Here is a 23,128-nt window from a genome sequence, read left to right on the forward strand (position 1 = left end):
AAGCGCAAGCGCAACCGCGCCGGCGCCCAGGGTACAGGTCATCTTCATCAAGGTCTCCTCCCTTATGATGTGCGACGAAGGTCAGGGCGCGGCGGCCTGCGGGTGCGGCTGCGCCAGCGAATAGGCGCCGCGGTGGTACAGCAGCGGGTCGGCGTCGGTCTGCGCAAAGCCAGTGACCCGCCCGATCAGCAGCCAGTGGTCACCGCCGTCGAGAACCGCCTCGCGCGCGCATTCGATGCTGGCGCAGGTGCCCGGCAGCAGCAGGCAGCCGCCCTGCCCCTCGCGCAGGGCAAGGCCGGCGAACTTGTCCCCGCCCCGCGCGGCAAAGGCGCGGCACAGCGCGATCTGGTCATGGGCAAGAATGTTCACCGCGAAATGGCTGGCGGCCTCGAACACCGGATAGCTGGCCGAGGTCTTCACCAGGCTCCACAGGATCAGCGGCGGATCGAGGGAAAGCGAATTGAAGCTGTTCGCGGTGACGCCGACACGGCGACCGCCGGCCTGGGCGGTGATCACCGTGATGCCGGTGGCAAAGCAGCCAAGCGCGGCGCGGAAGGCGCGCGGATCGAACCCGATCGCGGCGGGGGAAGAAAGATCGGTCATGGGAACTCCTGTCAGGACGACGCGCGCAGGGCGCGCCGGCGCGGGGGCCCGGCCCGGGGGGAGGCCGGGCCGGACGGGCTCAGAACAGGGACGGGTCCGGCTCGAGCCCCATCAGCGCACGGCCGAGGATCTGCGCGCAGATGTCATAGTCGGTATAGGCATGGGCGGCGGTCATGTGGCTGTTGCGGAACAGCCGCTGCGCCTCGGCGTCGTCGAACCAGGCCGAACCGCCCGAGGCCTCGAACAGCCGGTCCACCGCGGCGACGAACATCTTCACCGCATAGGCCTGGTTGGTGCGCCAATAGGCCATCTTCTGCGCATCGGGGAAGACCCGGCGCTCGGCGTGGTCGCGCATGTCCTCCCAGGTCTTTTCCAGGAAGGCGCGGCCCGCCGCCACCTGATGCGCGCTTTCGGCCAGACGCATGCAGGCTGGGATCGACTGGCCGACCTTCGCGCCGGTATAGGCGCGCACGCGGCCCTGGGTGCGCTCGGTGTAAAGCGCGATCATCCGTTCCGCGATGCCGAGGCTGACCGAGGAGAAGCAGCTTGCGAAGACATAGATGAAGGGGACGTGGAAGATCTTGCTGTCGGGATACAGATGCCCCCCCGCCGAGGTCAGGCTCATCAGCGCCGGCACGCTCTCGATGCGGTGGTTCGGCACGAAGGCGTCCTTGACCACCAGCGTCTTCGAGCCGGTGCCGCGCATCCCTTGGGTGAACCAGGTGTCGCGGATCTCGTAATCGGCGCGCGGCAGGATCGCGAAGCTGTAGACCTTGCCGCCCTCGGGCGCGTCGCGCAGGAAGCCGAGGATCGCCCATTGCGCATGGTCGCAGCCCGAGGACCAGCCGAATTCGCCCGAAAAGCGCACCCCGCCCTCGACCTCGACCGACTTGCCATAGGGCGCGATCGAGGAGGAGGCGACGGTGTCCGGGTCCTCGCCCCAGATCTCGTCCTGCAGTTCGCGCGAATAGAGCGCGATCTGGTGGTTGTGCTCGGCCAGCAGCGAGAAGGCCCAGGCGGTCGAGCCGCAGGCGGTGGCGATCAGCGCGATGCAGTTCTCGAACTCGGGCACCGGCATCTCGAGCCCGCCATAGGCCCTGGGCTGGAAGGCGCGGTGCAGACCGGTGGCCTTCAGCAGGTCGATGTTCTCCTTCGGGACCATGCGGTCCCCTTCGGCCTGCACGGCATTGGCCGCGATCTGCGGCAGGATCGCGCGGATGCGCTCGATCATGGTGGTGGACGCGTCGAACATGGGTCTCCTCCCTTTGGTCGGTGTCGTGGTCTGCCGGCGGCGTCAGCCCCGGCTCAGAAAGGCAAGCGCGGCGTCGCGGAAGCGGATGTCGGAGGTCAGGCCGACATGGCCGGTGCCGTCGATCAGCCGATGCGTGGCGCCGGGCAGCGCGGCACACAGGCGGGTGTCGGGCTGCGCCACCGCGTCGGCGCGGCTGTTGAAGATCAGGATCGGCGCGCGCACCTGCGCGAGCCGGGCCTCGGTCAGCACCGGGTTCGCCGGCCGCTCCAGCACGGCCGCAAGGCAGGCCGGGTCGGAGCCGCTGCGCCGCGCATAATCGAGCAGCGCCGCGACCTGCGGCGTAGGCGGTTCCTGCGCCGTGCCGCGCAGCGCGGCGACAAGCGCGGGGCCGGCCTGTTCCGGCGCGAAGAGATTGTCGCCGATGCCTCCCAGCACCAGCCGCCCGTTCGCGCCGGGGCGCCGCGCCTCGAGTTCAAGCAGCAGCTTCGTGCCCAGCGAGAAGCCGATGGCGCCGAACAGATCGTCCGGCAGGCGGGCCGCCAGATCGCCGGCGAGATCGGCGTAATCGGCCGGATCGTGCGAGCCGCCCTGCGGCCCATGCCCGGCGATGTCGAACCCCACCGGCTCGAACCCCGCCGCGCGCAGCGCGTCGTCCCAGCTGTCGGCCTGCCAGGTCGCGGCGTAGGAGCCGCCCCAGCCATGGATCAGCGCAACCTTTCTCATGTCGTCTCTCCCCTTGCCGCGGCGGCGGCCTGCTTCAGGTCGGGCGTGTCGGCACCGGCGAAGATCAGCGCGCCGGTGACGCGGGCAAGGCGCCAGCCCGCGGCCGTCTCGACACAGTCGAAGGTGAAATCGGCCAGCGACGAGGGCGGCCCAAGCGCGACCGGGCGTGCCCCGCTGCCGGAAAACACCGTGATCGTCGCCGCCAGTTGCACACCCGCGCCGGGCAGCAGCCGCAGGTTGGTGCACAGATGGCGGGTCAGGCGCCCGCGCTCGGCCGAGAGCGCGCGGCGCGCGATGAAATAGCGCGCCAGCGCCGCCTGCCCCTCGGCGCGGAAGCTCTCGATGACCAGCGCACCGTCCGCGGTGAACAGCTCCGGCCCCTCGATCGGCGCCGTTTCGTCGACGCAGGCCCAGAAGCGCAGGACCAGATCCTCGAGCGCGTGGAACTGCTGCCAGGTGATCGTCATGGAATGCCCTCCGTCGGGCGTCTCCCCGCACGGGGAGACCGCCCTGCGCCCGTGGTCAGGACCCGACCGTCATGAAGGTCTCGGCCATCTCGTAGCCCCAGCCGTTCATCACCTCGGGCATCTGCGCCGGCACGATGTCGACGCTGAGCGGCGTCGCGTCGTCGGCGAACTGCTCCATCCCCGAGGAGAACTCGTTGCGGTTGCCGAAGGGGTCGAAGATGTAGGCGTAATTGTTGGTGCCGAAGCCGGTCGAGGAGCCAAGCCCCGCGTTGTGACGCCCGGGGCCGAATTCCCAGCGGTGGCCGGTGTCCATCAGCCGGTCCGAGAGGCGGAAATAGTGGTTGCCGTCCTCGACCGCGAAGGCGACGTGGTGCAGCCGGTGCGCCGGGTTCACCGCCTTCATGTAGGCGATGTCGTGGTCATAGGCCGAGCCGCGCAGCCAGATCCCGGCGAGCTTGCCCTCGACCGAGATGTTCAGCGACGACTTGAACCCGATCATCATCAGGAAGTCGCGCATCACCTCGGGCTCCACCTCGCCGAGCAGGTTGATGTGATCCATGTCGCACGGCACATGCGAGCCGCGGGCGTCGAAATCCGAGATCCCGGCGCGCCGCTCGGCCCCGCCGGTGGCCAGGCGCAGCTGGTGCCCCGAGGGCAGGTGGAATTTCAGCGCCGCGCCCTCGCCCGGGCGGCTGTCGCCGGCGAAACGTTCATGCGCCACGCCCTCGCGCGTCAGGATCGCGCCGACCCGGTCGAGATCCTCCTCGTCGTCGACGCCGAAGGTGAAATTGTCGAGCGAGCAGGTGCCCTTCACCAGCGTCAGATCGGCGGCCGCGCCGCGGCAGGCCAGATGCGCGCTGTCGTCGCTGCGGCTCAGCACCGTCAAGCCCAGCACGTCCTCGTACCAGCTCAGCGCCTTGCCGATGTCGCCCACGTAGATCGCGGCGTGGTCGATGCGGTTGATCCCCATGTCTTGGTCCTTCCCGTGTTCAGTCAATGTTGCTCGCTGCGGCGGCCACGGGATGTGGCGCCGGATGTCGCAAGTGGCGGTGGCAGAGGGCCCGCGCGGGGCACACCCCGGCCGTCGCGCGTCATGTGCGCGCAGCCCGCTGCGAAATGTCATGGAATGTTCGGCCCGCAGCCCCGCACCGACCGGCGCAGGCCCCACGCGGCACGGACCGGCTCAGCCCGGTCGCGGTGCGTCAGCCATCGTGATCTCCTCCGTTCGGCTCTCCCGGGCCGATCCTCTCCCTCGCAGCCCTCCAAGCTGCCCGGAAAGACTACGACAGAATGTCAAAATGACAAATCGTCATTTTACAAATTCCACCAGACGGAATAACCTCTGGGAACATTCCATCTTCCACCGCCCTCAGAGGGGCCTTGGGGCGCTTTTGCAGGACGTGATTTCAAATGGTTGATAGAACACGGCCGCGCCGGGGCGAGCCGCCAGCCACCCCCACCCGGGACGGCCCTCCCCCTGCGCGCGGCGGGGCCTCCGGGCCTGTCCCGCCTGCGCAAAGCTGGACCTCGGAGACAATCCAGACCATACCGGAGGGGGCGGCCGGCACCGCGCCGCAATGCGGCAAGCCGGGCGATTCTCCTGCGCAGATGCAAGGGCAGCAAGACCGGTTCATGGCGGAAAACGACGACAGCCAGCTTTCGACCCTCGGTTACCGGACCGCCGGCAGCGGGCGCCGCGCCGAGATCGGCGCCGCCCGCCGGGCGCGCTCGCGCAACACCCTCCTGACCGCCGCCTTCACCTGCTTTGGCCAGGAGACCGGTCAGGCCTCGCGCATCGAGGACATCTGCAAATGCGCCGGCGTCGCGCGCGGCACCTTCTACAATCACTTCGACGATCTCGAGCAGCTGAAATACCAGCTTCAGGAGGAACTGACCGGCGAGTTCGACCGCGCCGTTCACCTGATGCTCGCCGCACTCGACAGCCCGGCCGAACAGACCGCCGTGGCGATTCGCTACTATCTGCACGCGGCCGAGAAGAACCCGGCCTGGGGCTGGGCGATGATCCATTCGAGCGCGCCGGGCCACACCTTCGGCGAAACGGTCTGGCACAATTCGCTGGTGACGATCCGGCGCGGCCTCGATCAGGGGGTGTTCTCGATCAGCACCGCCGAGATCGGCCGCGACATCCTGATGGGGGCGGTGGCGGCGGCCATGGTCTCGATCACCCAGGGCCGCACGCCCGCGGATTACCCCGAGCAGATCGCGCGCCACATCCTGCTTGCCTTCGGCATGAGTGCGGCCGAAGCGCAGCAGATCTGCACCCGGCCGCTGCCGGCACTGCCGGCGATCGCGCATGAAAAGATCGTCATCGCCAGCATGCCCGCGCTTGGCGAGATCGGCGGCCCGGAGCCTCCCGGCGGTGGGCGCTGAGCGCCGCGCGCTATTCGATCTCGGTGCGCGCCGTCGGATAGTCCTCCGCATTCAGAACCCAGCCCGCGCGCTGCGAGAAGTCCATCCGCGGCGGCGCGAAGATGTCGACGATCTGCGACTCGGGCGACAGCCAAAGCGTGGTGTGCAGCGCCGGCGGCGGCAGCACCGTGGCCGAGGGGCTGGAACAGGCGATGCGCAGATCGGGCAGCCAATGCGCCTGATCCGGCGTCCAGGGCCAGCGCAGAAAATGCTCGAACTCCCCCGCCAGCGTCAGCGAGACCTGCTCGAAGCTCGCGTGGAAATGCGGCGAGACCTTCGCGGCGTCGCGCGGCGCGGTGAAGCGCGGCAAGATGTTCACCATCAGCGTCGTGCAGCGGAAGATGCGGCCAAAGCGCCCCTCCTGCAGCGGCACATCCAGGTCATAGGCCCGCAGCCGGAAGCCGCCGGGCGGGTCGGGCCAGGGCTGGAACGGCGGGATGCAGGGATTGGGCGCGGCGGGCCGCGCCGCGGGCGGACATTGCGCCACGAGGTCGGCGGAACGGGCGGTGAAGACGAAGGTCACCGTGCCACGGCCCTGCAGCGTCACCCGGCTGTCGCCCGGCGGCACGATGAACAGATGGTTGCCCGGGTGATCCTCGACCGCGCCCGCGCCGGTGGTGATGGTGAAGCGCACCGAGGGTTCGAGCGCGAACACCATGTATTCGTCAAGCTGCCCCGAGCGCGCGAACTCGGCCGTGCCATCCAGCTCGACCACCCGCAGCACCATCCGCGTCGCGCCGAGCATCCAGGCCCGCCAGCCGGCGCCCGTCGCAAGCGGCGGGTCCTCGTGGAACTGCCCGACCTGCGGCAGGCAGAACGGACCGGTCGCCGTCGCCTCGGCCGGGGCGGTCCTGAGAAGCGCCTTGCGCGGATCGCTGTCGTCGAACATGGCCATCTCCCTGCGTCGTCCTGTCCGCTCCACAGCTCTCACGGGAGCGCACGCGGCGCACGCGAAACCTGCGCCAGTTCCACGAGGCGGAATTGGCGTCCGGCCCGCTTGAGCCACCGTCCGCGCGGTGAGACGGTGCCCCGAACGAGGGGAGAAGAGAGATGGCAGGCACGCTGGTGATCGTTGCGCATCCGGACCTGGCGCACAGCCGGGTCAACGCCGCCTGGGCCGCGGCGGCCCGCGACTGCGCGACCTGCACGGTCCACGACCTTTACGCAACCTATCCGGACGGCCCGATCGACGGCGCGCACGAGCGCGCGCTGCTCAAGGCCCACGACCGGATCGTGCTGCAATTCCCGCTGACCTGGTATTCCTGTCCGCCGCGGCTGTCGGAATGGATGGTCGCGATCCTGAAACGGGGCTGGGCCTATGGTCCGGGGGGGCGGGCACTGCGGCTTAAGACGCTCGGCATCGCGGTCTCGACCGGCTCGAACGGCGCGGATTACAGCCCCGACGGCCGCTACGGGCACACGCTCGACGCGGTCACCCTGCCCTTCGAGCTGCTCGCGATCCATACCGGGATGCACTACCTGCCCGCCTTCACCCTGACGGGGGTGCGCGACTGCGACGACGTGGCGCTGGCGCAATCGGCTGCGCACTATGTCCGGCACCTGCGTCACGCCGCGCCCCGCCGCTGCGCCTCGGGGCAGGACGACGACCGCGCGAAGACCCGTTACCCGACCGGCTGAGCGGCGGTTTCGCAGGCCGCGACGGCGGCCCGCAACTCGGACTTCAGCGCCGGCACATCGACCTGCGCACGGGCGAAATAGGTGACGCCCAGCGTGCCGACGAGCTTTGCCCCAAGCCGCAGCGGCAGCGCGAGGGAATGGGTCTCGGGCTGGACATTGCCGCTGCGCTCGCCAAAGCCGCTGGCGCGGGTCATCGCCACCACCGCCGCCGCGCGTTCCTCGATCGCCTGCGACTCGGCCGGGGTCGCGGCCGATTGCTGCAGCAGCGCGACCAGATGGCGCCGCTCGGCCGCCGGACAGAAGGCGAGATAGGCGCGGCCATGGGCGTAGTCGAGCAGCGTCATCCGCCGGTTGATCGTCGACTGATAATGCGACAGCGGGCTCATCGGGATGGTGCTGAAGCGGATCACCAGCGCGTCGACGTCCAGCGTGGCAAGCGCCGCCGGCCACAAAGTGCGCCGGGTCAGCGCCTCGGCGGCCTGTCGCGCGGCATCGAAAACCTGCGGCAACCCGTGGTGCCCCGCCCCGAGCGCCGCAACCCTCTCGGTCACGCAATAGCCAGCCGTCCGGCCCAGCTTGCGCACATAGCCCGCGGCGATCAGCGTCTCGAGCAGACGCACCACCGTCGGCGCCGGCAGGCCGGTCTGCGCCGCCAGATCCTGCACCCGGGCCACGGCGACCCGGTTCATGAATTCGAGCAGCTGCAGGGTGCGTTCGACCGAGCGCACGGTTTTCGAGGGCGTTGGCGTCATCGGATCGGTCCGGGCAGGGCAGGGCATCGGAACCCTGATTCGATACTCCGGACGCAAAAATTGCAAGCTGCCCGGCTCTTCGGGAAAGAGATGCCGATCGCGCGGCCGCGCCGCGCGTCGGCCCGGGCCGTTCAGGCGCCCACGAATCCCCAGCCGTCAGGGATGAAGCCATAGACCGCGGCGAGCAGGGTGAGCTTCTCTTCCTCGGCCCACAGCCCCTCGGCCGTCAGCGCCATCTCGGGCGTGATGATCTCGAGGCAGTCTTCCTCGTCTTCGTCCACCGCCTCGAAGCCCTCGGCGTCATAGCCCAGGTCCTCGACCGCCTCGCCGAATCCGTCCCAGTCGGCGCCCGGATCCTCGGCCACGAACTGGAAGGCCACGCGGCCACGCTCGGGCAGCGGCTCCATTGCAGCGATCTCGCGGAAGGTCCGCAGCGTCTCCGCCTTCTGTTGTGCCATGTCCATCGCCGTCTCCTTCGTCGTGCGGGCAGGTTCCAATGAAAAACGCCCCGGCCAGGCCGGGGCGTTTTCTGTCAGACGCGAAGGGCGCTCAGCCGCGCTCTTCGATGATCTTCACGAGGTGCGAGATCTTGGTGACCATGCCGCGGATCGCCGGGGTATCTTCCAGCTCACGGGTGCGGCGGATCTTGTTCAGGCCGAGACCCTTCAGGGTCGCGGTCTGGATCGCGGGACGGCGGGCGGCCGAGGCCACCTGCTGCACGACGATGGTTTTCTTCGTCATCGGTCAGTCTCCTCAGGCTTCGGCCGAAGCGTCGGCTTCGGGCTTGGCGAGGATGTCCGCCACCTTCTTGCCGCGGCGAGCCGCAACGTGACGGGGCGAGGCTTCCTTCTTCAGGCCGTCGAGCGTGGCCCGGATCATGTTGTACGGGTTCTGCGAGCCGATCGACTTCGCAACCACGTCCTGCACGCCCAGCATCTCGAAGACGGCACGCATCGGGCCGCCGGCGATGATCCCGGTACCGGCAACGGCGGTGCGCATGACCACCTTGCCGGCGCCGTGACGGCCCTCGACGTCGTGGTGCAGCGTGCGGCCGTCGCGCAGCGGGACGCGGACGAGCGAACGCTTCGCCTGTTCGGTCGCCTTGCGGATCGCTTCCGGAACTTCCTTGGCCTTGCCCTTGCCGAAGCCGACGCGGCCGCGCTGGTCACCGACCACCACGAGCGCAGCGAAACCGAAGCGCTTGCCGCCCTTCACGGTTTTCGACACACGGTTGATCGCAACCAGACGATCGGCGAATTCCGGGGTTTCCTCGCGCTCGGCGCGGCGGTCCCGGCGATGTTCACGTTCTGCCATGAGGCATTCCTTTTCGTGATGGCGTGCGCACACGCCGTTTTGTCCAATCCTGGTGAACGACCCGAAGCGGCGAACCGCCGGGCCATTCCCGGATCATCGGGGGGACGCGAACGTCCCCCACCGGATCAGAACTTCAGGCCGCCTTCGCGGGCCGCATCGGCAAGCGCCTTGATCTTCCCGTGGAAGAGGAAGCCGCCACGGTCGAAGTAGCATTCTTCGACACCCGCCGCCTTCGCGCGCTCGGCAATCGTCGCACCGATCTTCGCCGCCGCTTCGACGTTGTTCTTGCCGACGACACCGAGCTCTTTTTCGAGAGTCGAGGCCGAGGCAAGGGTCACGCCCTTGACGTCGTCGATCAGCTGGACGCTGATGTTCTTCGAGGACCGATGGACCGAGAGGCGCAGGCGCCCGTTGGCCATCGAACGAAGCTTGTTCCGCACGCGCAGGCGGCGCTTGAGGAACAGTTCGCGTTTGTTGTTCGCCATTTTCGCCACCCTTACTTCTTCTTGCCTTCCTTGCGGAAGATGTACTCGCCCTTGTAGCGAATGCCCTTGCCCTTATAGGGCTCCGGCTGACGCCACTCGCGGATGTTGGCCGCGACCTGACCGACCAGCTGCTGGTCGATGCCTTCGACGGTGATTTCCGTGGGCTTCGCCGACGTGACGGTCACGCCTTCGGGCACCTCGAAGTTCACTTCGTGCGAATAGCCGAGCGAGAGCTTCAGAACCTTGCCCTGCATCGCGGCGCGGTAACCCACGCCCTGGATCTCGAGCTCTTTCTTGAAGCCGGTGGTGACGCCGATGCCGAGGTTCTCGATCATCGAGCGGGCCATGCCCCACTGCTGACGCGCCCGCTTGGACGTGCCACGCGGAGTGACCTTGACGGTGTTGCCCTCGAGCGTGAGGGTCACGTCGTCGGTGGCGGTGAAGCTGCGGGTCCCTTTCGGGCCCTTCACTTCGATGGTCTGACCGTCCAGCGTGGCAGTGGTGCCAGCGGGCAGCTCGACCGGTTTTTTACCAATACGAGACATGCTTCCCTCCTTAGAACACGGTGCAGAGCACTTCACCGCCAACGTTGGCAGTGCGCGCAGCCGCGTCCGTCATGACGCCCTTGGGCGTGGAGACGATCGAGATGCCCAGGCCCTGACGGACCGTCGGGATCTCCTTGACCGAAGCGTAGACGCGACGGCCGGGGGTCGAGACACGCTTGAGTTCGCGGATCACCGGGGTGCCCTCGAAGTACTTGAGCGAGATCTCGAGTTCCGGCAGGCCCAGCTTGCCGTCCTTCTTCTCGTAGCCGCGGATGTAGCCTTCCGCCGCCAGCACGTCGAGCACCCAGGCACGAAGCTTGGACGCGGGGGTGCGCACGGTGGATTTGCCGCGCAGCTGCGCGTTGCGGATGCGGGTCAGCATATCGCCGAGAGGATCGTTCACAGACATTCCCGTCTCTCCCTTACCAGCTCGACTTCACCATGCCCGGGATCCGGCCGAACGAGGCCAGGTCACGGAGCATGATCCGCGAGAGTTTGAGCTTACGATAGTAAGCATGCGGACGACCGGTCAGCTGGCACCGGTTGTGCAGCCGGGTCGCCGACGAGTTGCGGGGCAGTTCCGCGAGTTTCAGAGTCGCCTTGAAGCGCTCTTCCATCGGCTTGGACTGATCTTCGATGATCGCTTTCAGCGAGGCGCGCTTGGTGGCGTACTGTTTCACCAGCTTCGCGCGCTTCACTTCGCGTTCAACCATGGATTTCTTGGCCATAAATTCTCTCCGGCGATCAGCTGTTGAACGGCATGTTGAAATGCTTCAACAGCGCCTTCGCTTCCGCGTCCACGCTCGAGGTGGTGCAGATGATGATGTCCATGCCGAGCACCTCGTCGACCTTGTCGAAATCGATTTCGGGGAACACGATCTGCTCTTTGAGCCCCATCGCGTAGTTGCCACGGCCATCGAACGAAGAGCCCTTCACGCCGCGGAAGTCGCGGACGCGCGGCAGGGCCACGTTGATCAGGCGGTCGAGGAATTCATACATGCGGTCACCGCGCAGGGTCACCTTGCAGCCGAGCGGCATCTCTTCACGAACGCGGAAGCCGGCGACCGACTTCTTGGCGTGGGTGATGACAGCCTTCTGACCGGCGATGAGCGTCAGCTCCTCGGCGGCCTGCTTGACCTTCTTGGTGTCCTTGACGGCTTCGCCGACGCCCATGTTCAGGACGATCTTGTCCAGACGCGGGATCTGCATGTCGTTCTTGAAGCCAAACTCTTCCTTCATCGCCGCACGGATCGTGTCCTTGTACAGCGTTTTCAGGCGGGGCGTGTAGGTTGCCTGGTCGAGCATCAGATCGCCTCCCCGGTGGTCTTGGCGTAACGGACCTTGGCCTCGCCTTCGATACGGAAGCCGACGCGGGTCGCCTTGCCGTTGGCATCGATGAGCGCGAGGTTCGACAGGTCGATCGGCATCGCCTTGGCGATGCGGCCACCCTGCGAGGTCTGGGTCTGGCGGGTATGGCGGATCGCCATGTTCACGCCTTCGACGACGGCCTTGTTGTCCTTCGGCATGACAGCGGTGATTTCACCCTGCTTGCCCTTGTCCTTGCCGGCGAGAACGACGACCTTGTCGCCTTTGCGGAGCTTCGCAGCCATTACAGCACCTCCGGAGCGAGCGAGATGATCTTCATGAAGTTCTTCGCGCGCAGTTCACGAACGACCGGCCCGAAGATACGGGTGCCGACCGGTTCGCCCTGGTTGTTCAGGATGACGGCGGCGTTGCGGTCGAAGCGGATGGCGGTGCCATCTTCGCGACGGACTTCCTTGGCGGTGCGAACGACGACGGCCTTGCGGACGTCCCCCTTCTTCACGCGGCCCTTCGGAATCGCCTCCTTGACCGACACCACGATGATGTCGCCCACGGATGCGTAGCGGCGATGCGAGCCGCCCAGGACCTTGATGCACTGAACTCGGCGTGCGCCGGAGTTGTCAGCGACATCCAGATTGGTCTGCATCTGGATCATTTGGTTACTCCCGACCTTTGGGGACGAGCCCCAGGGTTTCGATAAACTGAACGTTTATCGCCGGGACCTGACGGAAGTCAGGCCTCGACGACAACCTTCCAGCGTTTCGTTTTCGAGATCGGCGCGCACTCTTCGATGCGAACGGTGTCACCGGTCTTGAAAGTGTTCTCCGCGTCATGGGCGCGGTATTTCTTCGACTTCCGCACCGTCTTCTGGAGAAGCGGATGCTTGAAGCGGCGTTCCACGAGGACGGTGACCGTCTGGTCATTCTTGTCCGAGGTGACGACGCCTTGCAGGATACGTTTGGGCATCGGAAGACTCCTTACTTCGCGGCTTCAGCGGCTTTGGCGGTCAGCACCGTCTGGATGCGGGCGACGTCGCGACGGACGTTGCGCATGCGGGCGGTGTTCTCGAGCTGGCCGGTGGCCTGCTGGAAGCGGAGGTTGAAGGCTTCCTTCTTCAGCGCGATCAGCGCGTCGCGGAGCTCATCAGGCGTCTTCGCCTTGAGTTCTTGGGCTTTCATGCCACGGTCCTTTTTTGGCACCAGAGGGCCCCTTGGGGTGACCCTGATCCTGGTGGGTTATGTATGTCCGGAGGTCCGGACCCGCGGCCTATAGCACCACACCCCCAATCTGGCAATGCCAAATGCCCCGAATTCACGGAAGCGCGACAAAATGCAATTTCCCGGTTGACGCCGGTCGCACAACCCCTTACTTGGGCCCGCAAGAAGACCGAAGCCGCTCGCGGCGAAGCACTTCTCCCTGTTGCCCTCTCGTCTAGCGGCAGGACGCCTGATTCTGACTCAGGTAAGCGTGGTTCGAATCCACGGAGGGCAGCCAACCTTCCCCAGCATCTATGTTGAACTGCTTGGCTCCGGCTCACCCGCGATTCGTCGCGGGTTTTCGCGTTTTCGCGCCTGCACCGCCGCCAGGCCCCCGCCCCCGCAGCCCCCAGAACATCGAACCGCCAAAAGAAAAGGCCCCCCGATTCGCTCGGGGGGCCTGATCTCTTGACGGGAAGACCGGATTACCAGTCTTCGCGCGCCACGATGCGGGTCAGCACCGGCAGCTTGTTGGCGCCAAGGCGCAGGGCCTCGCGCGCAACGACTTCCGACACACCGTCGATCTCGAACATGATCCGGCCCGGCTTCACCTTGGCCGCCCAGTAATCGACCGAGCCCTTACCTTTACCCATACGGACTTCGGTGGGCTTCGACGACACCGGCACATCCGGGAACACGCGGATCCAGACCCGGCCCTGACGCTTCATGTGACGGGTGATCGCACGACGCGCAGCTTCGATCTGGCGCGCGGTCACACGCTCCGGCTCGGTGGCTTTCAGCGCGAAGGACCCGAAGTTCAGGTTGAAGCCGCCCTTGGCTTCACCGTGAATACGGCCCTTGTGCTGTTTGCGGAACTTCGTCCGTTTCGGTTGCAGCATCTCTCATACCCCTCAACGAGCGTCGCGACGCGGGCCACGCGGCGCCGGGCCTTCCTGGGCCTCGGCGGCCTTGCGGTCGCGTGCTTGCGGATCATGTTCCATGATCTCGCCTTTGAAGATCCAGACCTTCACGCCGATGATCCCGTAGGGGGTCGACGCTTCGGACAGCGCATAGTCGATGTCGGCACGCAGGGTGTGCAGCGGCACGCGACCTTCACGGTACCATTCGGTACGGGCGATTTCCGCGCCGCCGAGACGGCCGGCAACGTTCACCCGGATGCCGAGGGCGCCCATGCGCATCGCGTTCTGCACGGCGCGCTTCATCGCACGACGGAAGGACACACGGCGCTCGAGCTGCTGCGCGATCGATTCGGCGACCAGCTGGGCGTCGAGTTCGGGCTTGCGGACCTCGACGATGTTGAGGTGCAGTTCCGACTTCGTGAAGTTCGCCAGCTTCTTGCGCAGGACTTCGATGTCCGCGCCCTTCTTGCCGATGATGACGCCCGGACGCGCGGCGTGAATGGTCACGCGGCACTTCTTGTGCGGACGCTCGATGATCACGCGGCTGATGCCGGCCTGCTTGGCTTCTTCGTGGATGAAGTCGCGCATCTTCAGGTCTTCGAGCAGCATGTCACCATAGTCTTTCGACTCGGCGAACCAGCGGCTGTCCCAGGTGCGGTTGACCTGGAGGCGCATCCCGATCGGGTTGACCTTCTGTCCCATTACGCACGCTCCTCGATCTGACGCACCTTGATGGTGATTTCCGAAAACGGCTTCATGATCTTGCCGAAACGACCACGGGCGCGCGGACGGCCGCGTTTCATGACCAGGTTCTTGCCGACCCAGGCTTCGGCGACGACCAGGTTGTCGACGTCGAGGCCATGGTTGTTCTCGGCATTGGCGATGGCCGACTGCAGGCACTTCTTCACGTCACCGGCGATGCGGCGCTTCGAGAAGGTGAGATCGGCGAGAGCCTTGTCGACCTTCTTGCCGCGGATCATCGCAGCGACGAGGTTCAGCTTCTGCGGCGAGGTGCGAAGCATCTTCGTCTTGGCGAAAGCTTCGTTGTCCGCCACGCGGCGCGGATTGTTTTCCTTACCCATGGCTCTTACTTCCTCTTGGCTTTCTTGTCGGCAGCGTGACCGTAATAGGTCCGGGTCGGCGAATATTCACCGAACTTCTGGCCGATCATTTCCTCGGTCACGTTGACCGGGATGTGCTTCTGGCCGTTGTAGACGCCGAAGGTCAGACCGACGAACTGCGGCAGGATGGTGGAGCGGCGCGACCAGATCTTGATCACGTCCGATTTGCCCGAAGCTTTCGCCTTCTCCGCCTTCTTCAGCAGATAGGCGTCGACGAAGGGGCCTTTCCAGATAGAACGTGCCATGTGTTAGCGACCCTTCTTGGCGTTGCGCGAACGGAGAATGTACTTGTCCGTCTTCTTGTTCGAGCGAGTCTTCTTGCCCTTGGTGTCCTTGCCCCACGGGGTCACCGGGGTACGGCCACCCGAGGTCCGGCCTTCACCACCGCCATGCGGGTGGTCGATCGGGTTCATCGCGACGCCGCGGACGGTCGGACGCACGCCCTTGTGGCGCATACGACCGGCTTTACCGAAGTTCTGGTTCGAGTGGTCGGCGTTCGACACGGCACCGATGGTGGCCATGCATTCCTGACGCACGATGCGCAGCTCGCCCGACGAGAGGCGGATCTGGGCATAGCCGCCGTCACGGCCGACGAACTGGGCGTAGGTGCCGGCGGCACGGGCCAGCTGACCGCCCTTGCCCGGCTTCAGCTCGACGTTGTGCACGATCGTGCCGATCGGCATGCCCGAGAACGGCATCGCGTTGCCCGGCTTGATGTCGTGCTTCGGGCCCGAGTAGACGGTGTCGCCGACGGCGAGGCGCTGCGGCGCCAGGATGTAGGCGAGCTCGCCGTCCTGGTACTTGATCAGCGCGATGAAGGCGGTACGGTTCGGATCGTATTCGATCCGCTCGACGACCGCCGGAACGTCGAACTTGCGACGCTTGAAATCGACGACGCGGTAGAGACGCTTGGCGCCGCCACCCTTGTGCCACATCGTGACGCGCCCGGTATTGTTCCGGCCACCGGTCTTGATCAGGCCCTCAGTGAGGGCTTTGACCGGACGGCCTTTCCAAAGCTCCGAACGGTCGATCAGAACCAGCCCACGCTGGCCCGGCGTCGTCGGCTTATACGACTTGAGTGCCATGCTTTCTGTCTTCCGTTAGCTTGCGGCGGGTTGCCCCGCCTGTCTGTGTGTAAAGGGCCCCGAAGGTCCCCGAGTTCAATAGTCAAGCGCCCCGGAACGAATCCGGGGCTGCGGGACTGGCGCGATGTAGCAGGGTTGGGGGGGCGAGTCTATAGAGAAGGCGTGAGGTGACTTGAAAGATACGGCCGACGGTTAGACGATGCCTCCTAAGGAGTACGAAATTGTGAAATCCGCTTTAGCGAGAGAAAGCTGGAGGAATAGCAGATGTCCGCTTCCCAAGATTTCATCGATACTAGGCTCGGTCAGTTGCAGGCGAAAATCGATGGGCTCGAAATCGGGACACAATTTGAGTTGCGAGAGCTCTTCTCTCTGGAAGATTGGAACGCTGACGTTGTTGCGCTGAACCTCGCTCGTAGCGTCACCCGATGCTTCAAAATGAGGATTCACGGCTGGCCAACCGCAACAGAACCTAGGATTCACAGGGTTCAAGTCGGAGGCATTCGCCAGAATGGAAGAGAGCGAATGTTCCAGCGGATCAATGGAGACCACACTCCCTAGGCGCAACAGCAATGTAGGCGCATCCGCCTCCCCAAACGAAAAGGCCCCCGCTTGCGCGAGGGCCTCTCCAGGTTCTGACAGATCGGCTCAGAGGCCGGTCGAGACGTCGATCGTCTGACCGTCTTCCAGCGTCACATAGGCCTTCTTCACGTCCGAGCGCACGCCGGCCATGCCGCGGAAACGCTTGGTCTTGCCCTTGGTGATGGTGGTGTTGACCGCCTTCACCTTGACGCCGAAGAGGGTCTCGACGGCTTCCTTGATCGCCGGCTTCGTAGCCGTTTTCGCGACCTGGAAGACCACCGCGCCGTTCTCCGAGGCCATGGTGGCCTTTTCGGTGATGATCGGCTTCACGATCACGTCGTAGTGTTCGGGTTTCGCGCTCATTTCAGGCGAGCCTCCAGAGCTTCGACACCCGCCTTCGTGAGGACCAGGGTCTCACGCTTCAGGATGTCATAGACGTTGGCGCCCATCGACGGCAGCACGTCGATGCCTTCGATGTTGCGCGCGGCTTTGGCGAAGTTCTCGTTCACGGCGGACCCGTCGATCACCAGAACCTTCTTCCAGCCCAGCTCCTTCGCGGCCTTGGCAAGCAGCTTGGTCTTGGCTTCGGCCATGTCGGCCGCGTCCAGAACCACGAGGTTGCCGGCTTTCGCCTTGGCCGAGAGCGCGTGGCGCAGGCCGAGCGCGCGGAACTTCTTCGTCAGGTCATGGGCGTGCGACCGCGGGGTCGGGCCCTTGTAGACGCCACCGTGACGGAAGATCGGGGCCTTCTTGGACCCGTGGCGAGCGCCGCCGGTGCCCTTCTGGCGATAGATCTTCTTGGTCGAGTAGCTGACGTCCGACTTGCCGAGCACCGAGTGGGTGCCGGCCTGGGCCTTCGCGCGCTGCCAGCGCACGACGCGATGCAGGATGTCGGCGCGCGGCTCGAGGCCGAACAGCGCGTCGTCCAGATCGATCGAGCCGGCCTTGCCGCCGTCAAGCGTGATCACATCGAGTTTCATGCTTCACCCCCTTCGACCGAGACTTCTTCGGCCGGAGCAGCGGCAGCCGTCTTCAGACCGGCCGGCATCGGAACGTCCGACGGCAGCGGCTTCTTGACGGCGTCCTTGATGGTGACCCAGCCACCCTTGGCGCCGGGCACGGAGCCCTTCACCAGGATCAGGCCGCGGTCGGCATCGGTCTTGACGACCTGGATGTTCTGCGTGGTGACACGCACGGCACCCAGATGGCCAGCCATCTTCTTGCCCTTGAACACCTTGCCCGGGTCCTGGCACTGGCCGGTCGAACCGTGCGAACGGTGCGAGATCGACACGCCGTGCGAGGCGCGCAGACCGCCGAAGTTGTGGCGCTTCATGACGCCCGCAAAGCCCTTACCGATCGAGGTGCCGGCGATGTCGACGAACTGGCCGGCATTGTAGTGCTCGGCCGAGATCTCGGCACCGACGTCGATCAGGTTTTCCGGGTCCACGCGGAACTCGGCCAGCTTGCGCTTCGGAGCGACGTTCGCCTTCGCGAAGTGACCACGCATCGCAGCCGACACGCGCTTCGCCTTGGCTTCGCCGGCGCCGAGCTGAACGGCGGTGTAGCCGTCGGTTTCGACGGTGCGCTGCGCGACGACCTGGAGGTTGTCGAGCTGCAGCACGGTCACCGGGACCTGCTTGCCGTCTTCGAGGAACAGCCGGGTCATGCCCAGCTTCTTGGCGATAACACCAGAACGTTGAGTCATGGCGTGCCTCCTCAGACCTTGATCTCGACGTCGACGCCAGCGGCGAGGTCGAGCTTCATCAGCGCGTCCACGGTCTGGGGGGTCGGGTCGACGATGTCGAGCAGACGCTTGTGCGTGCGGATTTCCCACTGGTCGCGCGACTTCTTGTCGATGTGCGGACCACGGAGAACCGTGAATTTCTCGATCTTGTTGGGCAGCGGGATCGGCCCGCGGACCTGTGCACCGGTACGCTTGGCGGTGTTCACGATTTCCTGGGTGCTGGCGTCCAGCACGCGGTAATCGAACGCCTTGAGCCGGATGCGGATGTTCTGACCACTCATTTAGTCTTGCCTCTCGCAGGGGCTATCAGGTTGAGAGGCAGACACCGCCGAATGCGACGCCTGCATCGAACCACAATCTCTTGGAGATCCGGGGCGCTCTACGGGAGGCACCCGAGTCTGTCAAGAGCAAATGGTGCGCCCGCAGGCGCACCATTCATTCGCATCTCGATGTCGGTGGCGGGTTACCCCGCCGCCCGATCACTTGAGGATCTTGGAGACGACGCCGGCGCCGACGGTGCGGCCGCCTTCACGGATGGCGAAGCGGAGCTTCTCTTCCATCGCGATCGGGGCGATCAGCTCGACGGTGAACTTCAGGTTGTCGCCCGGCATCACCATCTCGGTGCCTTCCGGCAGCTTCACGGTGCCGGTGACGTCGGTGGTGCGGAAGTAGAACTGCGGACGGTAGTTCGCGAAGAACGGCGTGTGACGGCCGCCTTCTTCCTTCGTCAGGATGTAGGCCTCGGCCTCGAATTCCGTGTGCGGCTTCACCGAACCCGGCTTGCACAGAACCTGACCACGCTCCACGCCGTCACGGTCGATGCCGCGCAGCAGCGCGCCGATGTTGTCGCCAGCCTCGCCGCGATCCAGCAGCTTGCGGAACATCTCGACGCCCGTGCAGGTCGTCTTCTTGGTGTCGCGGATGCCGACGATCTCGAGTTCGTCGCCGACGTTCACCGCGCCACGCTCAACACGGCCGGTCACCACGGTGCCGCGGCCCGAGATCGAGAACACGTCTTCGATCGGCATCAGGAACGGCTGGTCGACAGCGCGCACCGGGGTCGGGATGTAGTCGTCGACAGCGGCCAGAAGCGCGCGGATCGAGTTCTCGCCGATTTCCGGATCACGGCCTTCGAGAGCAGCCAGAGCCGAGCCCTTGATGATCGGGGTGTCGTCGCCCGGGTAGCCGTAGGCCGACAGAAGTTCGCGGATTTCCATTTCCACGAGCTCCAGCAGCTCTTCGTCGTCAACCTGGTCGACCTTGTTCATGTACACCACGATGTACGGGATACCGACCTGACGGCCGAGCAGGATGTGCTCGCGCGTCTGCGGCATCGGGCCGTCGGCCGCCGAAACCACCAGGATCGCGCCGTCCATCTGCGCCGCGCCGGTGATCATGTTCTTCACGTAGTCCGCGTGGCCGGGGCAGTCGACGTGCGCATAGTGACGCGCAGCCGTCTCGTATTCCACGTGCGCCGTCGAGATCGTGATCCCGCGGGCTTTCTCTTCCGGCGCGCCGTCGATCTGGTCGTAGGCCTTGAATTCACCGAAGTACTTGGTGATCGCAGCCGTCAGCGTCGTCTTGCCGTGGTCAACGTGGCCGATCGTGCCGATGTTGACGTGCGGTTTCGTCCGTTCAAACTTTGCCTTTGCCATACTGGCCTCCTGTAGTCCGTGAACCTGGGAAGAGGCGCCCGGGGTCACCCCCGGACGCCGTCAGCCTCAGGCGTATTTCTTCTGGATCTCGTCCGAGATGTTCTGCGGCACGGCTTCGTAGTGATCGAAGATCATGGTGAAGACCGCGCGGCCCGAGGACATCGACCGCAGGTTGTTGATGTAGCCGAACATGTTCGCGAGCGGCACGAAGGCGTTGATCACGTTCGCGTTGCCGCGGGTGTCCTGGCCCTGCACCATGCCGCGACGGCTGGTGAGGTCACCGATGATGCCGCCGGTGTATTCTTCCGGGGTCACCACTTCGACCTTCATGATCGGCTCGAGCAGCTTGGCGCCGGCCTTCTTCAGGCCTTCGCGCATCGCCGCGCGGGTCGCGATTTCGAAGGCGAGCACCGAGGAGTCGACGTCGTGGAACGCACCGTCGATCAGCGCGACCTTGAAGTCGATCACCGGGAAGCCCGCGAGCGGACCCGAGTCCATCACCGACTTGATGCCCTTTTCGACGCCGGGGATGTATTCCTTCGGCACCGCACCGCCCACGATCTTCGACTCGAACGAATAGCCTTCGCCCGGTTCGGTCGGGGTGATGACGAGCTTGACGCGCGCGAACTGGCCGGTACCACCGGTCTGCTTCTTGTGCGTGTAGTCGATTTCGGCTTCGCGCGAGATCGTCTCGCGATAGGCCACCTGCGGCGCACCGATGTTCGCCTCGACCTTGAACTCGCGCCGCATGCGGTCGACGAGGATGTCGAGGTGGAGTTCGCCCATCCCCTTCATGATCGTCTGGCCCGATTCGAAGTTGGTCTCGACGCGGAAGGACGGGTCCTCGGCCGCGAGACGCGCCAGAGCGATGCCCATCTTTTCCTGGTCAGCCTTCGACTTCGGCTCGACGGCGATCTCGATCACCGGCTCGGGGAAGGTCATGGTTTCCAGCACGACCGGTTTCGCCGGATCGCACAGGGTGTCACCCGTGGTGGTTTCCTTCAGGCCGGCCAGCGCGATGATGTCGCCCGCGAAGGCTTCTTCGATTTCCTCGCGGTTGATGGCGTGCATCATCATCATACGGCCGACGCGTTCGCGCTTGCCCTTCGTCGCGTTCATCATCTGGTCGCCCTTCTTGAGGACGCCCGAGTAGATGCGGGTGAAGGTCAGCGAGCCGACGAAGGGGTCGTTCATGATCTTGAACGCCAGAGCCGAGAAGGGCTCTTCGTCCGCGGCATGACGCTCGATGTTGCGGGTTTCGGTCTCGTCGCCCGGCATGAAGCCGACATAGGCCGGCACGTCGAGCGGGCTCGGCAGATAGTCGACCACGGCGTTCAGCATCGGCTGCACGCCCTTGTTCTTGAACGACGAACCGGCGAGGACCGGAACGAAGGCCATGGCGAGGGTGCCCTTGCGGATCAGCTTGCGCAGTTCCGCCTCTTCGGGCTCGGTGCCCTCGAGGTAGGCTTCCATCGCGGCGTCGTCCTGCTCGACGGCGAGTTCGACGAGCTTGCCGCGCCATTCGTCGGCGAGGTCCTTCAGCTCGTCACGGATCGGCTGACGAACCCAGCTTGCGCCGAGGTCTTCACCCTTCCAGACCCATTCGTCCATGGTGATCAGGTCGACGATGCCTTCGAGCTGGTCTTCGGCGCCGATCGGCAGCGCAACCGGAGCCGGGGTGGCGCCGGTGCGGTCCTTGATCATCTTCACGCAGTTGAAGAAGTCGGCACCGATCTTGTCCATCTTGTTGACATAGACGATGCGCGGAACCTTGTAGCGGTCAGCCTGACGCCACACGGTTTCGGTCTGCGGCTCGACGCCAGCGTTGGCGTCGAGCAGACACACAGCACCGTCGAGCACCGCCAGCGAGCGTTCGACTTCGATGGTGAAGTCGACGTGGCCGGGGGTGTCGATGATGTTGAAGCGGTATTTCGGCCCCTCATGGGTGCCGGTCTCGGTGCGCTGCCAGAAGGTGGTCGTCGCAGCCGAGGTGATGGTGATACCGCGTTCCTGCTCCTGCTCCATCCAGTCCATCGTCGCGGCGCCGTCGTGGACTTCGCCGATCTTGTGGGACTTGCCGGTGTAGTAGAGGATGCGCTCCGTCGTCGTGGTCTTGCCCGCATCGATGTGGGCCATGATCCCGAAGTTGCGATAGAGCTCCAGCGGATATTCGCGTGCCATGAGGGGTTCCTCTCTTACCAGCGGTAGTGGCTGAACGCCTTGTTGGCGTCGGCCATCTTGTGGGTGTCTTCCCGCTTCTTCACGGCAGAGCCGCGCGAGTTCACCGCATCGAGAAGTTCGCCCGCAAGGCGTTCTTCCATGGTGTGCTCGTTGCGGTTCTTCGCCGCGGTGATCAGCCAGCGAATCGCCAGCGCCTCACGACGGGTCGGACGCACTTCGACCGGAACCTGGTAGGTGGCACCGCCGACGCGACGCGAACGCACTTCGACCGAAGGCTTCACGTTGTCGAGAGCCTCGTGGAAGACTTCCACGGGCTCGCGCTTGAGCTTGCCTTCGATCCGTTCGAGGGCATTGTAGACGATCCGCTCGGCAGTGGACTTCTTGCCGTCGATCATCAGGTTGTTCATGAATTTGGTCAGCACGCGATCGCCATATTTGGCGTCGGGCAGAACTTCGCGCTTCTCAGCGGCGTGACGACGAGACATGCTTCACACTCCTCACTTCGGCCGCTTCGCGCCGTATTTCGAACGACGCTGACGACGATCCTTGACGCCCTGGGTATCCAGAACACCGCGCAGGATGTGATAGCGCACACCCGGAAGGTCCTTCACACGACCGCCGCGGATGAGCACAACGGAGTGCTCCTGCAGGTTGTGCTTTTCGCCCGGGATGTAGGAGATGACCTCGAAGCCGTTCGTCAGGCGCACCTTGGCGACCTTACGCATAGCCGAGTTCGGTTTCTTCGGCGTCGTGGTGTAGACGCGCGTGCAGACGCCGCGCTTCTGCGGGCACTGCTGAAGGTGCTGCGATTTCGATCGCTGCACCTTGGGCTGCCGCGGCTTGCGGATCAGCTGCTGGATGGTAGGCATTCCGGTTCCCCGTGTTTGCTCTGTCAATACTCTCAACCCGGCCCGGTGGGATCCCCGCGCGAGGCTGAGCCGCTTCTCGACGGCGCTTCACGCAGATCGTGAAACGCCAAACCGCACCCTTCCCGTCTTGCGGCGGGGCGAATGCGTCGTCGTCTTCAGGGAAAGAGGCCGGTTGGCCGGTCCTGACCGCTGAAATCCACCTTCAGGACACACTGCGCCCATCAGGTAGCGGCGGCTATAGGAGGA

Annotated in this window: 35 protein-coding genes and 1 tRNA gene (1 of these 36 only partly in view); 3 read left to right on the top strand and 33 right to left on the bottom strand. The window is 65.3% G+C overall.

Annotated features, from left to right (window positions below):
• The 6 genes from AC0QTQ_RS17710 to AC0QTQ_RS17735 all read right to left on the bottom strand — a co-directional run.
• Positions 1 to 48 carry the beginning of a transporter gene (locus AC0QTQ_RS17710; RefSeq protein ID WP_121534872.1) on the bottom strand. Its footprint begins 822 nt before the window's first position, so the window shows 48 of its 870 coding nt (coding positions 1-48); it begins with the start codon at positions 46 to 48; its stop codon lies beyond the left edge, outside the window.
• A 33-nt stretch (positions 49 to 81) separates the two neighbouring features.
• Complete coding sequence (locus tag AC0QTQ_RS17715) at positions 82 to 603, bottom strand: flavin reductase family protein (RefSeq protein WP_480257662.1); 522 nt, start codon at positions 601 to 603, stop codon at positions 82 to 84.
• Between the two features lie 79 nt (positions 604 to 682).
• Entirely contained in the window at positions 683 to 1,855 is a 1,173-nt protein-coding gene (locus AC0QTQ_RS17720) for a p-hydroxyphenylacetate 3-hydroxylase oxygenase component (RefSeq protein WP_480257663.1), read from the bottom strand.
• Positions 1,856 to 1,897: 42 nt separating this feature from the next.
• The gene (locus AC0QTQ_RS17725; protein ID WP_480257664.1) at positions 1,898 to 2,578 is read right to left on the bottom strand and encodes an alpha/beta fold hydrolase; all 681 of its coding nucleotides are present in this window, start codon (positions 2,576 to 2,578) and stop codon (positions 1,898 to 1,900) included.
• On the bottom strand, positions 2,575 to 3,045 hold the full coding sequence (locus AC0QTQ_RS17730; RefSeq protein WP_480257665.1) for a nuclear transport factor 2 family protein: 471 nt from the start codon (positions 3,043 to 3,045) through the stop codon (positions 2,575 to 2,577). Before AC0QTQ_RS17730 ends, AC0QTQ_RS17725 begins: the two co-directional genes overlap by 4 nt.
• 55 nt (positions 3,046 to 3,100) lie before the next feature.
• Positions 3,101 to 4,015 carry a VOC family protein gene (locus AC0QTQ_RS17735; RefSeq protein ID WP_121534867.1) on the bottom strand — a complete coding sequence of 305 codons (915 nt, stop codon included), beginning with the start codon at positions 4,013 to 4,015 and terminating at the stop codon, positions 3,101 to 3,103.
• 662 nt (positions 4,016 to 4,677) lie between these two features.
• Here AC0QTQ_RS17735 and AC0QTQ_RS17740 point away from each other — a divergent pair.
• Positions 4,678 to 5,436, top strand: coding sequence for a TetR/AcrR family transcriptional regulator (locus AC0QTQ_RS17740; protein ID WP_480257666.1), 759 nt, complete (start codon positions 4,678 to 4,680; stop codon positions 5,434 to 5,436).
• 10 nt (positions 5,437 to 5,446) lie between these two features.
• On the opposite strand, the gene AC0QTQ_RS17745 is transcribed toward AC0QTQ_RS17740, so the two are convergent.
• Positions 5,447 to 6,364, bottom strand: coding sequence for a hypothetical protein (locus AC0QTQ_RS17745; protein ID WP_480257667.1), 918 nt, complete (start codon positions 6,362 to 6,364; stop codon positions 5,447 to 5,449).
• Positions 6,365 to 6,525: 161 nt separating this feature from the next.
• On the opposite strand from AC0QTQ_RS17745, the gene AC0QTQ_RS17750 reads away from it, so the two are divergent.
• Entirely contained in the window at positions 6,526 to 7,113 is a 588-nt protein-coding gene (locus AC0QTQ_RS17750; protein ID WP_480257668.1) for an NAD(P)H-dependent oxidoreductase, read from the top strand.
• Here the strand turns inward: AC0QTQ_RS17750 and AC0QTQ_RS17755 are convergent.
• The 13 genes from AC0QTQ_RS17755 to rpmC all read right to left on the bottom strand — a co-directional run bounded on the left by AC0QTQ_RS17755 (position 7,098) and on the right by rpmC (position 12,710).
• On the bottom strand, positions 7,098 to 7,865 hold the full coding sequence (locus AC0QTQ_RS17755; RefSeq protein ID WP_480257669.1) for a DNA-binding transcriptional regulator: 768 nt from the start codon (positions 7,863 to 7,865) through the stop codon (positions 7,098 to 7,100). The genes AC0QTQ_RS17750 and AC0QTQ_RS17755 overlap by 16 nt on opposite strands.
• A gap of 131 nt (positions 7,866 to 7,996) precedes the next feature.
• Positions 7,997 to 8,329, bottom strand: coding sequence for a ribonuclease E inhibitor RraB (locus AC0QTQ_RS17760; RefSeq protein ID WP_121534863.1), 333 nt, complete (start codon positions 8,327 to 8,329; stop codon positions 7,997 to 7,999).
• Positions 8,330 to 8,414: 85 nt separating this feature from the next.
• Positions 8,415 to 8,606 (bottom strand): 50S ribosomal protein L30, encoded by a 192-nt coding sequence (rpmD, locus tag AC0QTQ_RS17765; protein WP_121534862.1) that lies wholly within the window; start codon positions 8,604 to 8,606, stop codon positions 8,415 to 8,417.
• A 12-nt stretch (positions 8,607 to 8,618) separates the two neighbouring features.
• On the bottom strand, positions 8,619 to 9,179 hold the full coding sequence (gene rpsE / locus AC0QTQ_RS17770) for a 30S ribosomal protein S5 (protein WP_113902056.1): 561 nt from the start codon (positions 9,177 to 9,179) through the stop codon (positions 8,619 to 8,621).
• A gap of 125 nt (positions 9,180 to 9,304) precedes the next feature.
• A complete protein-coding gene (rplR, locus tag AC0QTQ_RS17775; RefSeq protein ID WP_480257670.1) occupies positions 9,305 to 9,664 on the bottom strand; it encodes a 50S ribosomal protein L18 in 360 nt (119 codons plus the stop codon).
• Between the two features lie 11 nt (positions 9,665 to 9,675).
• A complete protein-coding gene (rplF, locus tag AC0QTQ_RS17780; RefSeq protein WP_480257671.1) occupies positions 9,676 to 10,209 on the bottom strand; it encodes a 50S ribosomal protein L6 in 534 nt (177 codons plus the stop codon).
• Between the two features lie 10 nt (positions 10,210 to 10,219).
• Positions 10,220 to 10,618: a 30S ribosomal protein S8 gene (gene rpsH / locus AC0QTQ_RS17785; RefSeq protein ID WP_480257672.1), complete on the bottom strand. Its 399-nt coding sequence runs from the start codon at positions 10,616 to 10,618 to the stop codon at positions 10,220 to 10,222.
• Positions 10,619 to 10,631: 13 nt separating this feature from the next.
• Positions 10,632 to 10,937, bottom strand: coding sequence for a 30S ribosomal protein S14 (rpsN, locus tag AC0QTQ_RS17790; protein ID WP_121534858.1), 306 nt, complete (start codon positions 10,935 to 10,937; stop codon positions 10,632 to 10,634).
• Between the two features lie 16 nt (positions 10,938 to 10,953).
• Complete coding sequence (gene rplE / locus AC0QTQ_RS17795; RefSeq protein WP_480257673.1) at positions 10,954 to 11,514, bottom strand: 50S ribosomal protein L5; 561 nt, start codon at positions 11,512 to 11,514, stop codon at positions 10,954 to 10,956.
• Positions 11,514 to 11,819, bottom strand: a complete 306-nt coding sequence (rplX, locus tag AC0QTQ_RS17800; RefSeq protein ID WP_480257674.1) for a 50S ribosomal protein L24 — start codon at positions 11,817 to 11,819, stop codon at positions 11,514 to 11,516. The genes rplE and rplX overlap by 1 nt, the downstream gene beginning before the upstream one ends.
• Positions 11,819 to 12,187 (bottom strand): 50S ribosomal protein L14, encoded by a 369-nt coding sequence (rplN, locus tag AC0QTQ_RS17805; RefSeq protein ID WP_013066055.1) that lies wholly within the window; start codon positions 12,185 to 12,187, stop codon positions 11,819 to 11,821. Before rplN ends, rplX begins: the two co-directional genes overlap by 1 nt.
• A gap of 77 nt (positions 12,188 to 12,264) precedes the next feature.
• Positions 12,265 to 12,498 carry a 30S ribosomal protein S17 gene (gene rpsQ, locus AC0QTQ_RS17810; RefSeq protein ID WP_113902045.1) on the bottom strand — a complete coding sequence of 78 codons (234 nt, stop codon included), beginning with the start codon at positions 12,496 to 12,498 and terminating at the stop codon, positions 12,265 to 12,267.
• An 11-nt stretch (positions 12,499 to 12,509) separates the two neighbouring features.
• Entirely contained in the window at positions 12,510 to 12,710 is a 201-nt protein-coding gene (rpmC, locus tag AC0QTQ_RS17815) for a 50S ribosomal protein L29 (protein WP_128151634.1), read from the bottom strand.
• 242 nt (positions 12,711 to 12,952) lie between these two features.
• Between rpmC and AC0QTQ_RS17820 the strand changes: the two genes are divergently transcribed.
• Positions 12,953 to 13,026, top strand: a tRNA-Gln gene (locus AC0QTQ_RS17820).
• Between the two features lie 187 nt (positions 13,027 to 13,213).
• On the opposite strand, the gene rplP is transcribed toward AC0QTQ_RS17820, so the two are convergent.
• From rplP to rpsL, 13 genes are all read right to left on the bottom strand, one after another.
• Positions 13,214 to 13,627 carry a 50S ribosomal protein L16 gene (gene rplP, locus AC0QTQ_RS17825; protein WP_113901739.1) on the bottom strand — a complete coding sequence of 138 codons (414 nt, stop codon included), beginning with the start codon at positions 13,625 to 13,627 and terminating at the stop codon, positions 13,214 to 13,216.
• Positions 13,628 to 13,639: 12 nt separating this feature from the next.
• Complete coding sequence (gene rpsC, locus AC0QTQ_RS17830; protein WP_113901738.1) at positions 13,640 to 14,350, bottom strand: 30S ribosomal protein S3; 711 nt, start codon at positions 14,348 to 14,350, stop codon at positions 13,640 to 13,642.
• A complete protein-coding gene (gene rplV, locus AC0QTQ_RS17835; protein ID WP_121534854.1) occupies positions 14,350 to 14,730 on the bottom strand; it encodes a 50S ribosomal protein L22 in 381 nt (126 codons plus the stop codon). The genes rpsC and rplV overlap by 1 nt, the downstream gene beginning before the upstream one ends.
• A gap of 5 nt (positions 14,731 to 14,735) precedes the next feature.
• On the bottom strand, positions 14,736 to 15,014 hold the full coding sequence (gene rpsS, locus AC0QTQ_RS17840; protein ID WP_113901736.1) for a 30S ribosomal protein S19: 279 nt from the start codon (positions 15,012 to 15,014) through the stop codon (positions 14,736 to 14,738).
• 3 nt (positions 15,015 to 15,017) lie between these two features.
• Positions 15,018 to 15,854, bottom strand: coding sequence for a 50S ribosomal protein L2 (rplB, locus tag AC0QTQ_RS17845; protein WP_121534853.1), 837 nt, complete (start codon positions 15,852 to 15,854; stop codon positions 15,018 to 15,020).
• 645 nt (positions 15,855 to 16,499) lie between these two features.
• Positions 16,500 to 16,796: a 50S ribosomal protein L23 gene (locus AC0QTQ_RS17850; RefSeq protein WP_121534851.1), complete on the bottom strand. Its 297-nt coding sequence runs from the start codon at positions 16,794 to 16,796 to the stop codon at positions 16,500 to 16,502.
• Positions 16,793 to 17,413 carry a 50S ribosomal protein L4 gene (gene rplD, locus AC0QTQ_RS17855; RefSeq protein WP_113901732.1) on the bottom strand — a complete coding sequence of 207 codons (621 nt, stop codon included), beginning with the start codon at positions 17,411 to 17,413 and terminating at the stop codon, positions 16,793 to 16,795. The genes AC0QTQ_RS17850 and rplD overlap by 4 nt, the downstream gene beginning before the upstream one ends.
• Positions 17,410 to 18,138, bottom strand: a complete 729-nt coding sequence (rplC, locus tag AC0QTQ_RS17860; RefSeq protein ID WP_113901731.1) for a 50S ribosomal protein L3 — start codon at positions 18,136 to 18,138, stop codon at positions 17,410 to 17,412. Before rplC ends, rplD begins: the two co-directional genes overlap by 4 nt.
• Before the next feature lie 11 nt (positions 18,139 to 18,149).
• Complete coding sequence (gene rpsJ, locus AC0QTQ_RS17865) at positions 18,150 to 18,458, bottom strand: 30S ribosomal protein S10 (protein WP_013066043.1); 309 nt, start codon at positions 18,456 to 18,458, stop codon at positions 18,150 to 18,152.
• 198 nt (positions 18,459 to 18,656) lie between these two features.
• Positions 18,657 to 19,832 (bottom strand): elongation factor Tu, encoded by a 1,176-nt coding sequence (tuf, locus tag AC0QTQ_RS17870; protein ID WP_480257675.1) that lies wholly within the window; start codon positions 19,830 to 19,832, stop codon positions 18,657 to 18,659.
• Positions 19,833 to 19,898: 66 nt separating this feature from the next.
• A complete protein-coding gene (gene fusA, locus AC0QTQ_RS17875; protein ID WP_121534850.1) occupies positions 19,899 to 22,013 on the bottom strand; it encodes an elongation factor G in 2,115 nt (704 codons plus the stop codon).
• A 14-nt stretch (positions 22,014 to 22,027) separates the two neighbouring features.
• Positions 22,028 to 22,498: a 30S ribosomal protein S7 gene (gene rpsG, locus AC0QTQ_RS17880; protein WP_121534849.1), complete on the bottom strand. Its 471-nt coding sequence runs from the start codon at positions 22,496 to 22,498 to the stop codon at positions 22,028 to 22,030.
• A 12-nt stretch (positions 22,499 to 22,510) separates the two neighbouring features.
• The gene (rpsL, locus tag AC0QTQ_RS17885) at positions 22,511 to 22,882 is read right to left on the bottom strand and encodes a 30S ribosomal protein S12 (RefSeq protein WP_096433949.1); all 372 of its coding nucleotides are present in this window, start codon (positions 22,880 to 22,882) and stop codon (positions 22,511 to 22,513) included.
• Positions 22,883 to 23,128 lie beyond the last annotated feature (246 nt).

The organism is Paenirhodobacter sp. YD-8, assembly GCF_056590935.1.

Bases quoted from the DNA above. Each gene is read 5' to 3' on its own strand.
- AC0QTQ_RS17715 (WP_480257662.1), bottom strand. From the start codon at position 603: ATGACCGATCTTTCTTCCCCCGCCGCGATCGGGTTCGATCCGCGCGCC.
- AC0QTQ_RS17720 (WP_480257663.1), bottom strand. From the start codon at position 1,855: ATGTTCGACGCGTCCACCACCATGATCGAGCGCATCCGCGCGATCCTG.
- AC0QTQ_RS17725 (WP_480257664.1), bottom strand. From the start codon at position 2,578: ATGAGAAAGGTTGCGCTGATCCATGGCTGGGGCGGCTCCTACGCCGCG.
- AC0QTQ_RS17730 (WP_480257665.1), bottom strand. From the start codon at position 3,045: ATGACGATCACCTGGCAGCAGTTCCACGCGCTCGAGGATCTGGTCCTG.
- AC0QTQ_RS17735 (WP_121534867.1), bottom strand. From the start codon at position 4,015: ATGGGGATCAACCGCATCGACCACGCCGCGATCTACGTGGGCGACATC.
- AC0QTQ_RS17740 (WP_480257666.1), top strand. From the start codon at position 4,678: ATGGCGGAAAACGACGACAGCCAGCTTTCGACCCTCGGTTACCGGACC.
- AC0QTQ_RS17745 (WP_480257667.1), bottom strand. From the start codon at position 6,364: ATGTTCGACGACAGCGATCCGCGCAAGGCGCTTCTCAGGACCGCCCCG.
- AC0QTQ_RS17750 (WP_480257668.1), top strand. From the start codon at position 6,526: ATGGCAGGCACGCTGGTGATCGTTGCGCATCCGGACCTGGCGCACAGC.
- AC0QTQ_RS17755 (WP_480257669.1), bottom strand. From the start codon at position 7,865: ATGACGCCAACGCCCTCGAAAACCGTGCGCTCGGTCGAACGCACCCTG.
- AC0QTQ_RS17760 (WP_121534863.1), bottom strand. From the start codon at position 8,329: ATGGACATGGCACAACAGAAGGCGGAGACGCTGCGGACCTTCCGCGAG.
- rpmD (WP_121534862.1), bottom strand. From the start codon at position 8,606: ATGACGAAGAAAACCATCGTCGTGCAGCAGGTGGCCTCGGCCGCCCGC.
- rpsE (WP_113902056.1), bottom strand. From the start codon at position 9,179: ATGGCAGAACGTGAACATCGCCGGGACCGCCGCGCCGAGCGCGAGGAA.
- rplR (WP_480257670.1), bottom strand. From the start codon at position 9,664: ATGGCGAACAACAAACGCGAACTGTTCCTCAAGCGCCGCCTGCGCGTG.
- rplF (WP_480257671.1), bottom strand. From the start codon at position 10,209: ATGTCTCGTATTGGTAAAAAACCGGTCGAGCTGCCCGCTGGCACCACT.
- rpsH (WP_480257672.1), bottom strand. From the start codon at position 10,618: ATGTCTGTGAACGATCCTCTCGGCGATATGCTGACCCGCATCCGCAAC.
- rpsN (WP_121534858.1), bottom strand. From the start codon at position 10,937: ATGGCCAAGAAATCCATGGTTGAACGCGAAGTGAAGCGCGCGAAGCTG.
- rplE (WP_480257673.1), bottom strand. From the start codon at position 11,514: ATGCTCGACCAGGCAACCTACACGCCCCGCCTGAAAACGCTGTACAAG.
- rplX (WP_480257674.1), bottom strand. From the start codon at position 11,819: ATGGCTGCGAAGCTCCGCAAAGGCGACAAGGTCGTCGTTCTCGCCGGC.
- rplN (WP_013066055.1), bottom strand. From the start codon at position 12,187: ATGATCCAGATGCAGACCAATCTGGATGTCGCTGACAACTCCGGCGCA.
- rpsQ (WP_113902045.1), bottom strand. From the start codon at position 12,498: ATGCCCAAACGTATCCTGCAAGGCGTCGTCACCTCGGACAAGAATGAC.
- rpmC (WP_128151634.1), bottom strand. From the start codon at position 12,710: ATGAAAGCCCAAGAACTCAAGGCGAAGACGCCTGATGAGCTCCGCGAC.
- rplP (WP_113901739.1), bottom strand. From the start codon at position 13,627: ATGCTGCAACCGAAACGGACGAAGTTCCGCAAACAGCACAAGGGCCGT.
- rpsC (WP_113901738.1), bottom strand. From the start codon at position 14,350: ATGGGACAGAAGGTCAACCCGATCGGGATGCGCCTCCAGGTCAACCGC.
- rplV (WP_121534854.1), bottom strand. From the start codon at position 14,730: ATGGGTAAGGAAAACAATCCGCGCCGCGTGGCGGACAACGAAGCTTTC.
- rpsS (WP_113901736.1), bottom strand. From the start codon at position 15,014: ATGGCACGTTCTATCTGGAAAGGCCCCTTCGTCGACGCCTATCTGCTG.
- rplB (WP_121534853.1), bottom strand. From the start codon at position 15,854: ATGGCACTCAAGTCGTATAAGCCGACGACGCCGGGCCAGCGTGGGCTG.
- AC0QTQ_RS17850 (WP_121534851.1), bottom strand. From the start codon at position 16,796: ATGAGCGCGAAACCCGAACACTACGACGTGATCGTGAAGCCGATCATC.
- rplD (WP_113901732.1), bottom strand. From the start codon at position 17,413: ATGAAACTCGATGTGATCACGCTTGACGGCGGCAAGGCCGGCTCGATC.
- rplC (WP_113901731.1), bottom strand. From the start codon at position 18,138: ATGACTCAACGTTCTGGTGTTATCGCCAAGAAGCTGGGCATGACCCGG.
- rpsJ (WP_013066043.1), bottom strand. From the start codon at position 18,458: ATGAGTGGTCAGAACATCCGCATCCGGCTCAAGGCGTTCGATTACCGC.
- tuf (WP_480257675.1), bottom strand. From the start codon at position 19,832: ATGGCAAAGGCAAAGTTTGAACGGACGAAACCGCACGTCAACATCGGC.
- fusA (WP_121534850.1), bottom strand. From the start codon at position 22,013: ATGGCACGCGAATATCCGCTGGAGCTCTATCGCAACTTCGGGATCATG.
- rpsG (WP_121534849.1), bottom strand. From the start codon at position 22,498: ATGTCTCGTCGTCACGCCGCTGAGAAGCGCGAAGTTCTGCCCGACGCC.
- rpsL (WP_096433949.1), bottom strand. From the start codon at position 22,882: ATGCCTACCATCCAGCAGCTGATCCGCAAGCCGCGGCAGCCCAAGGTG.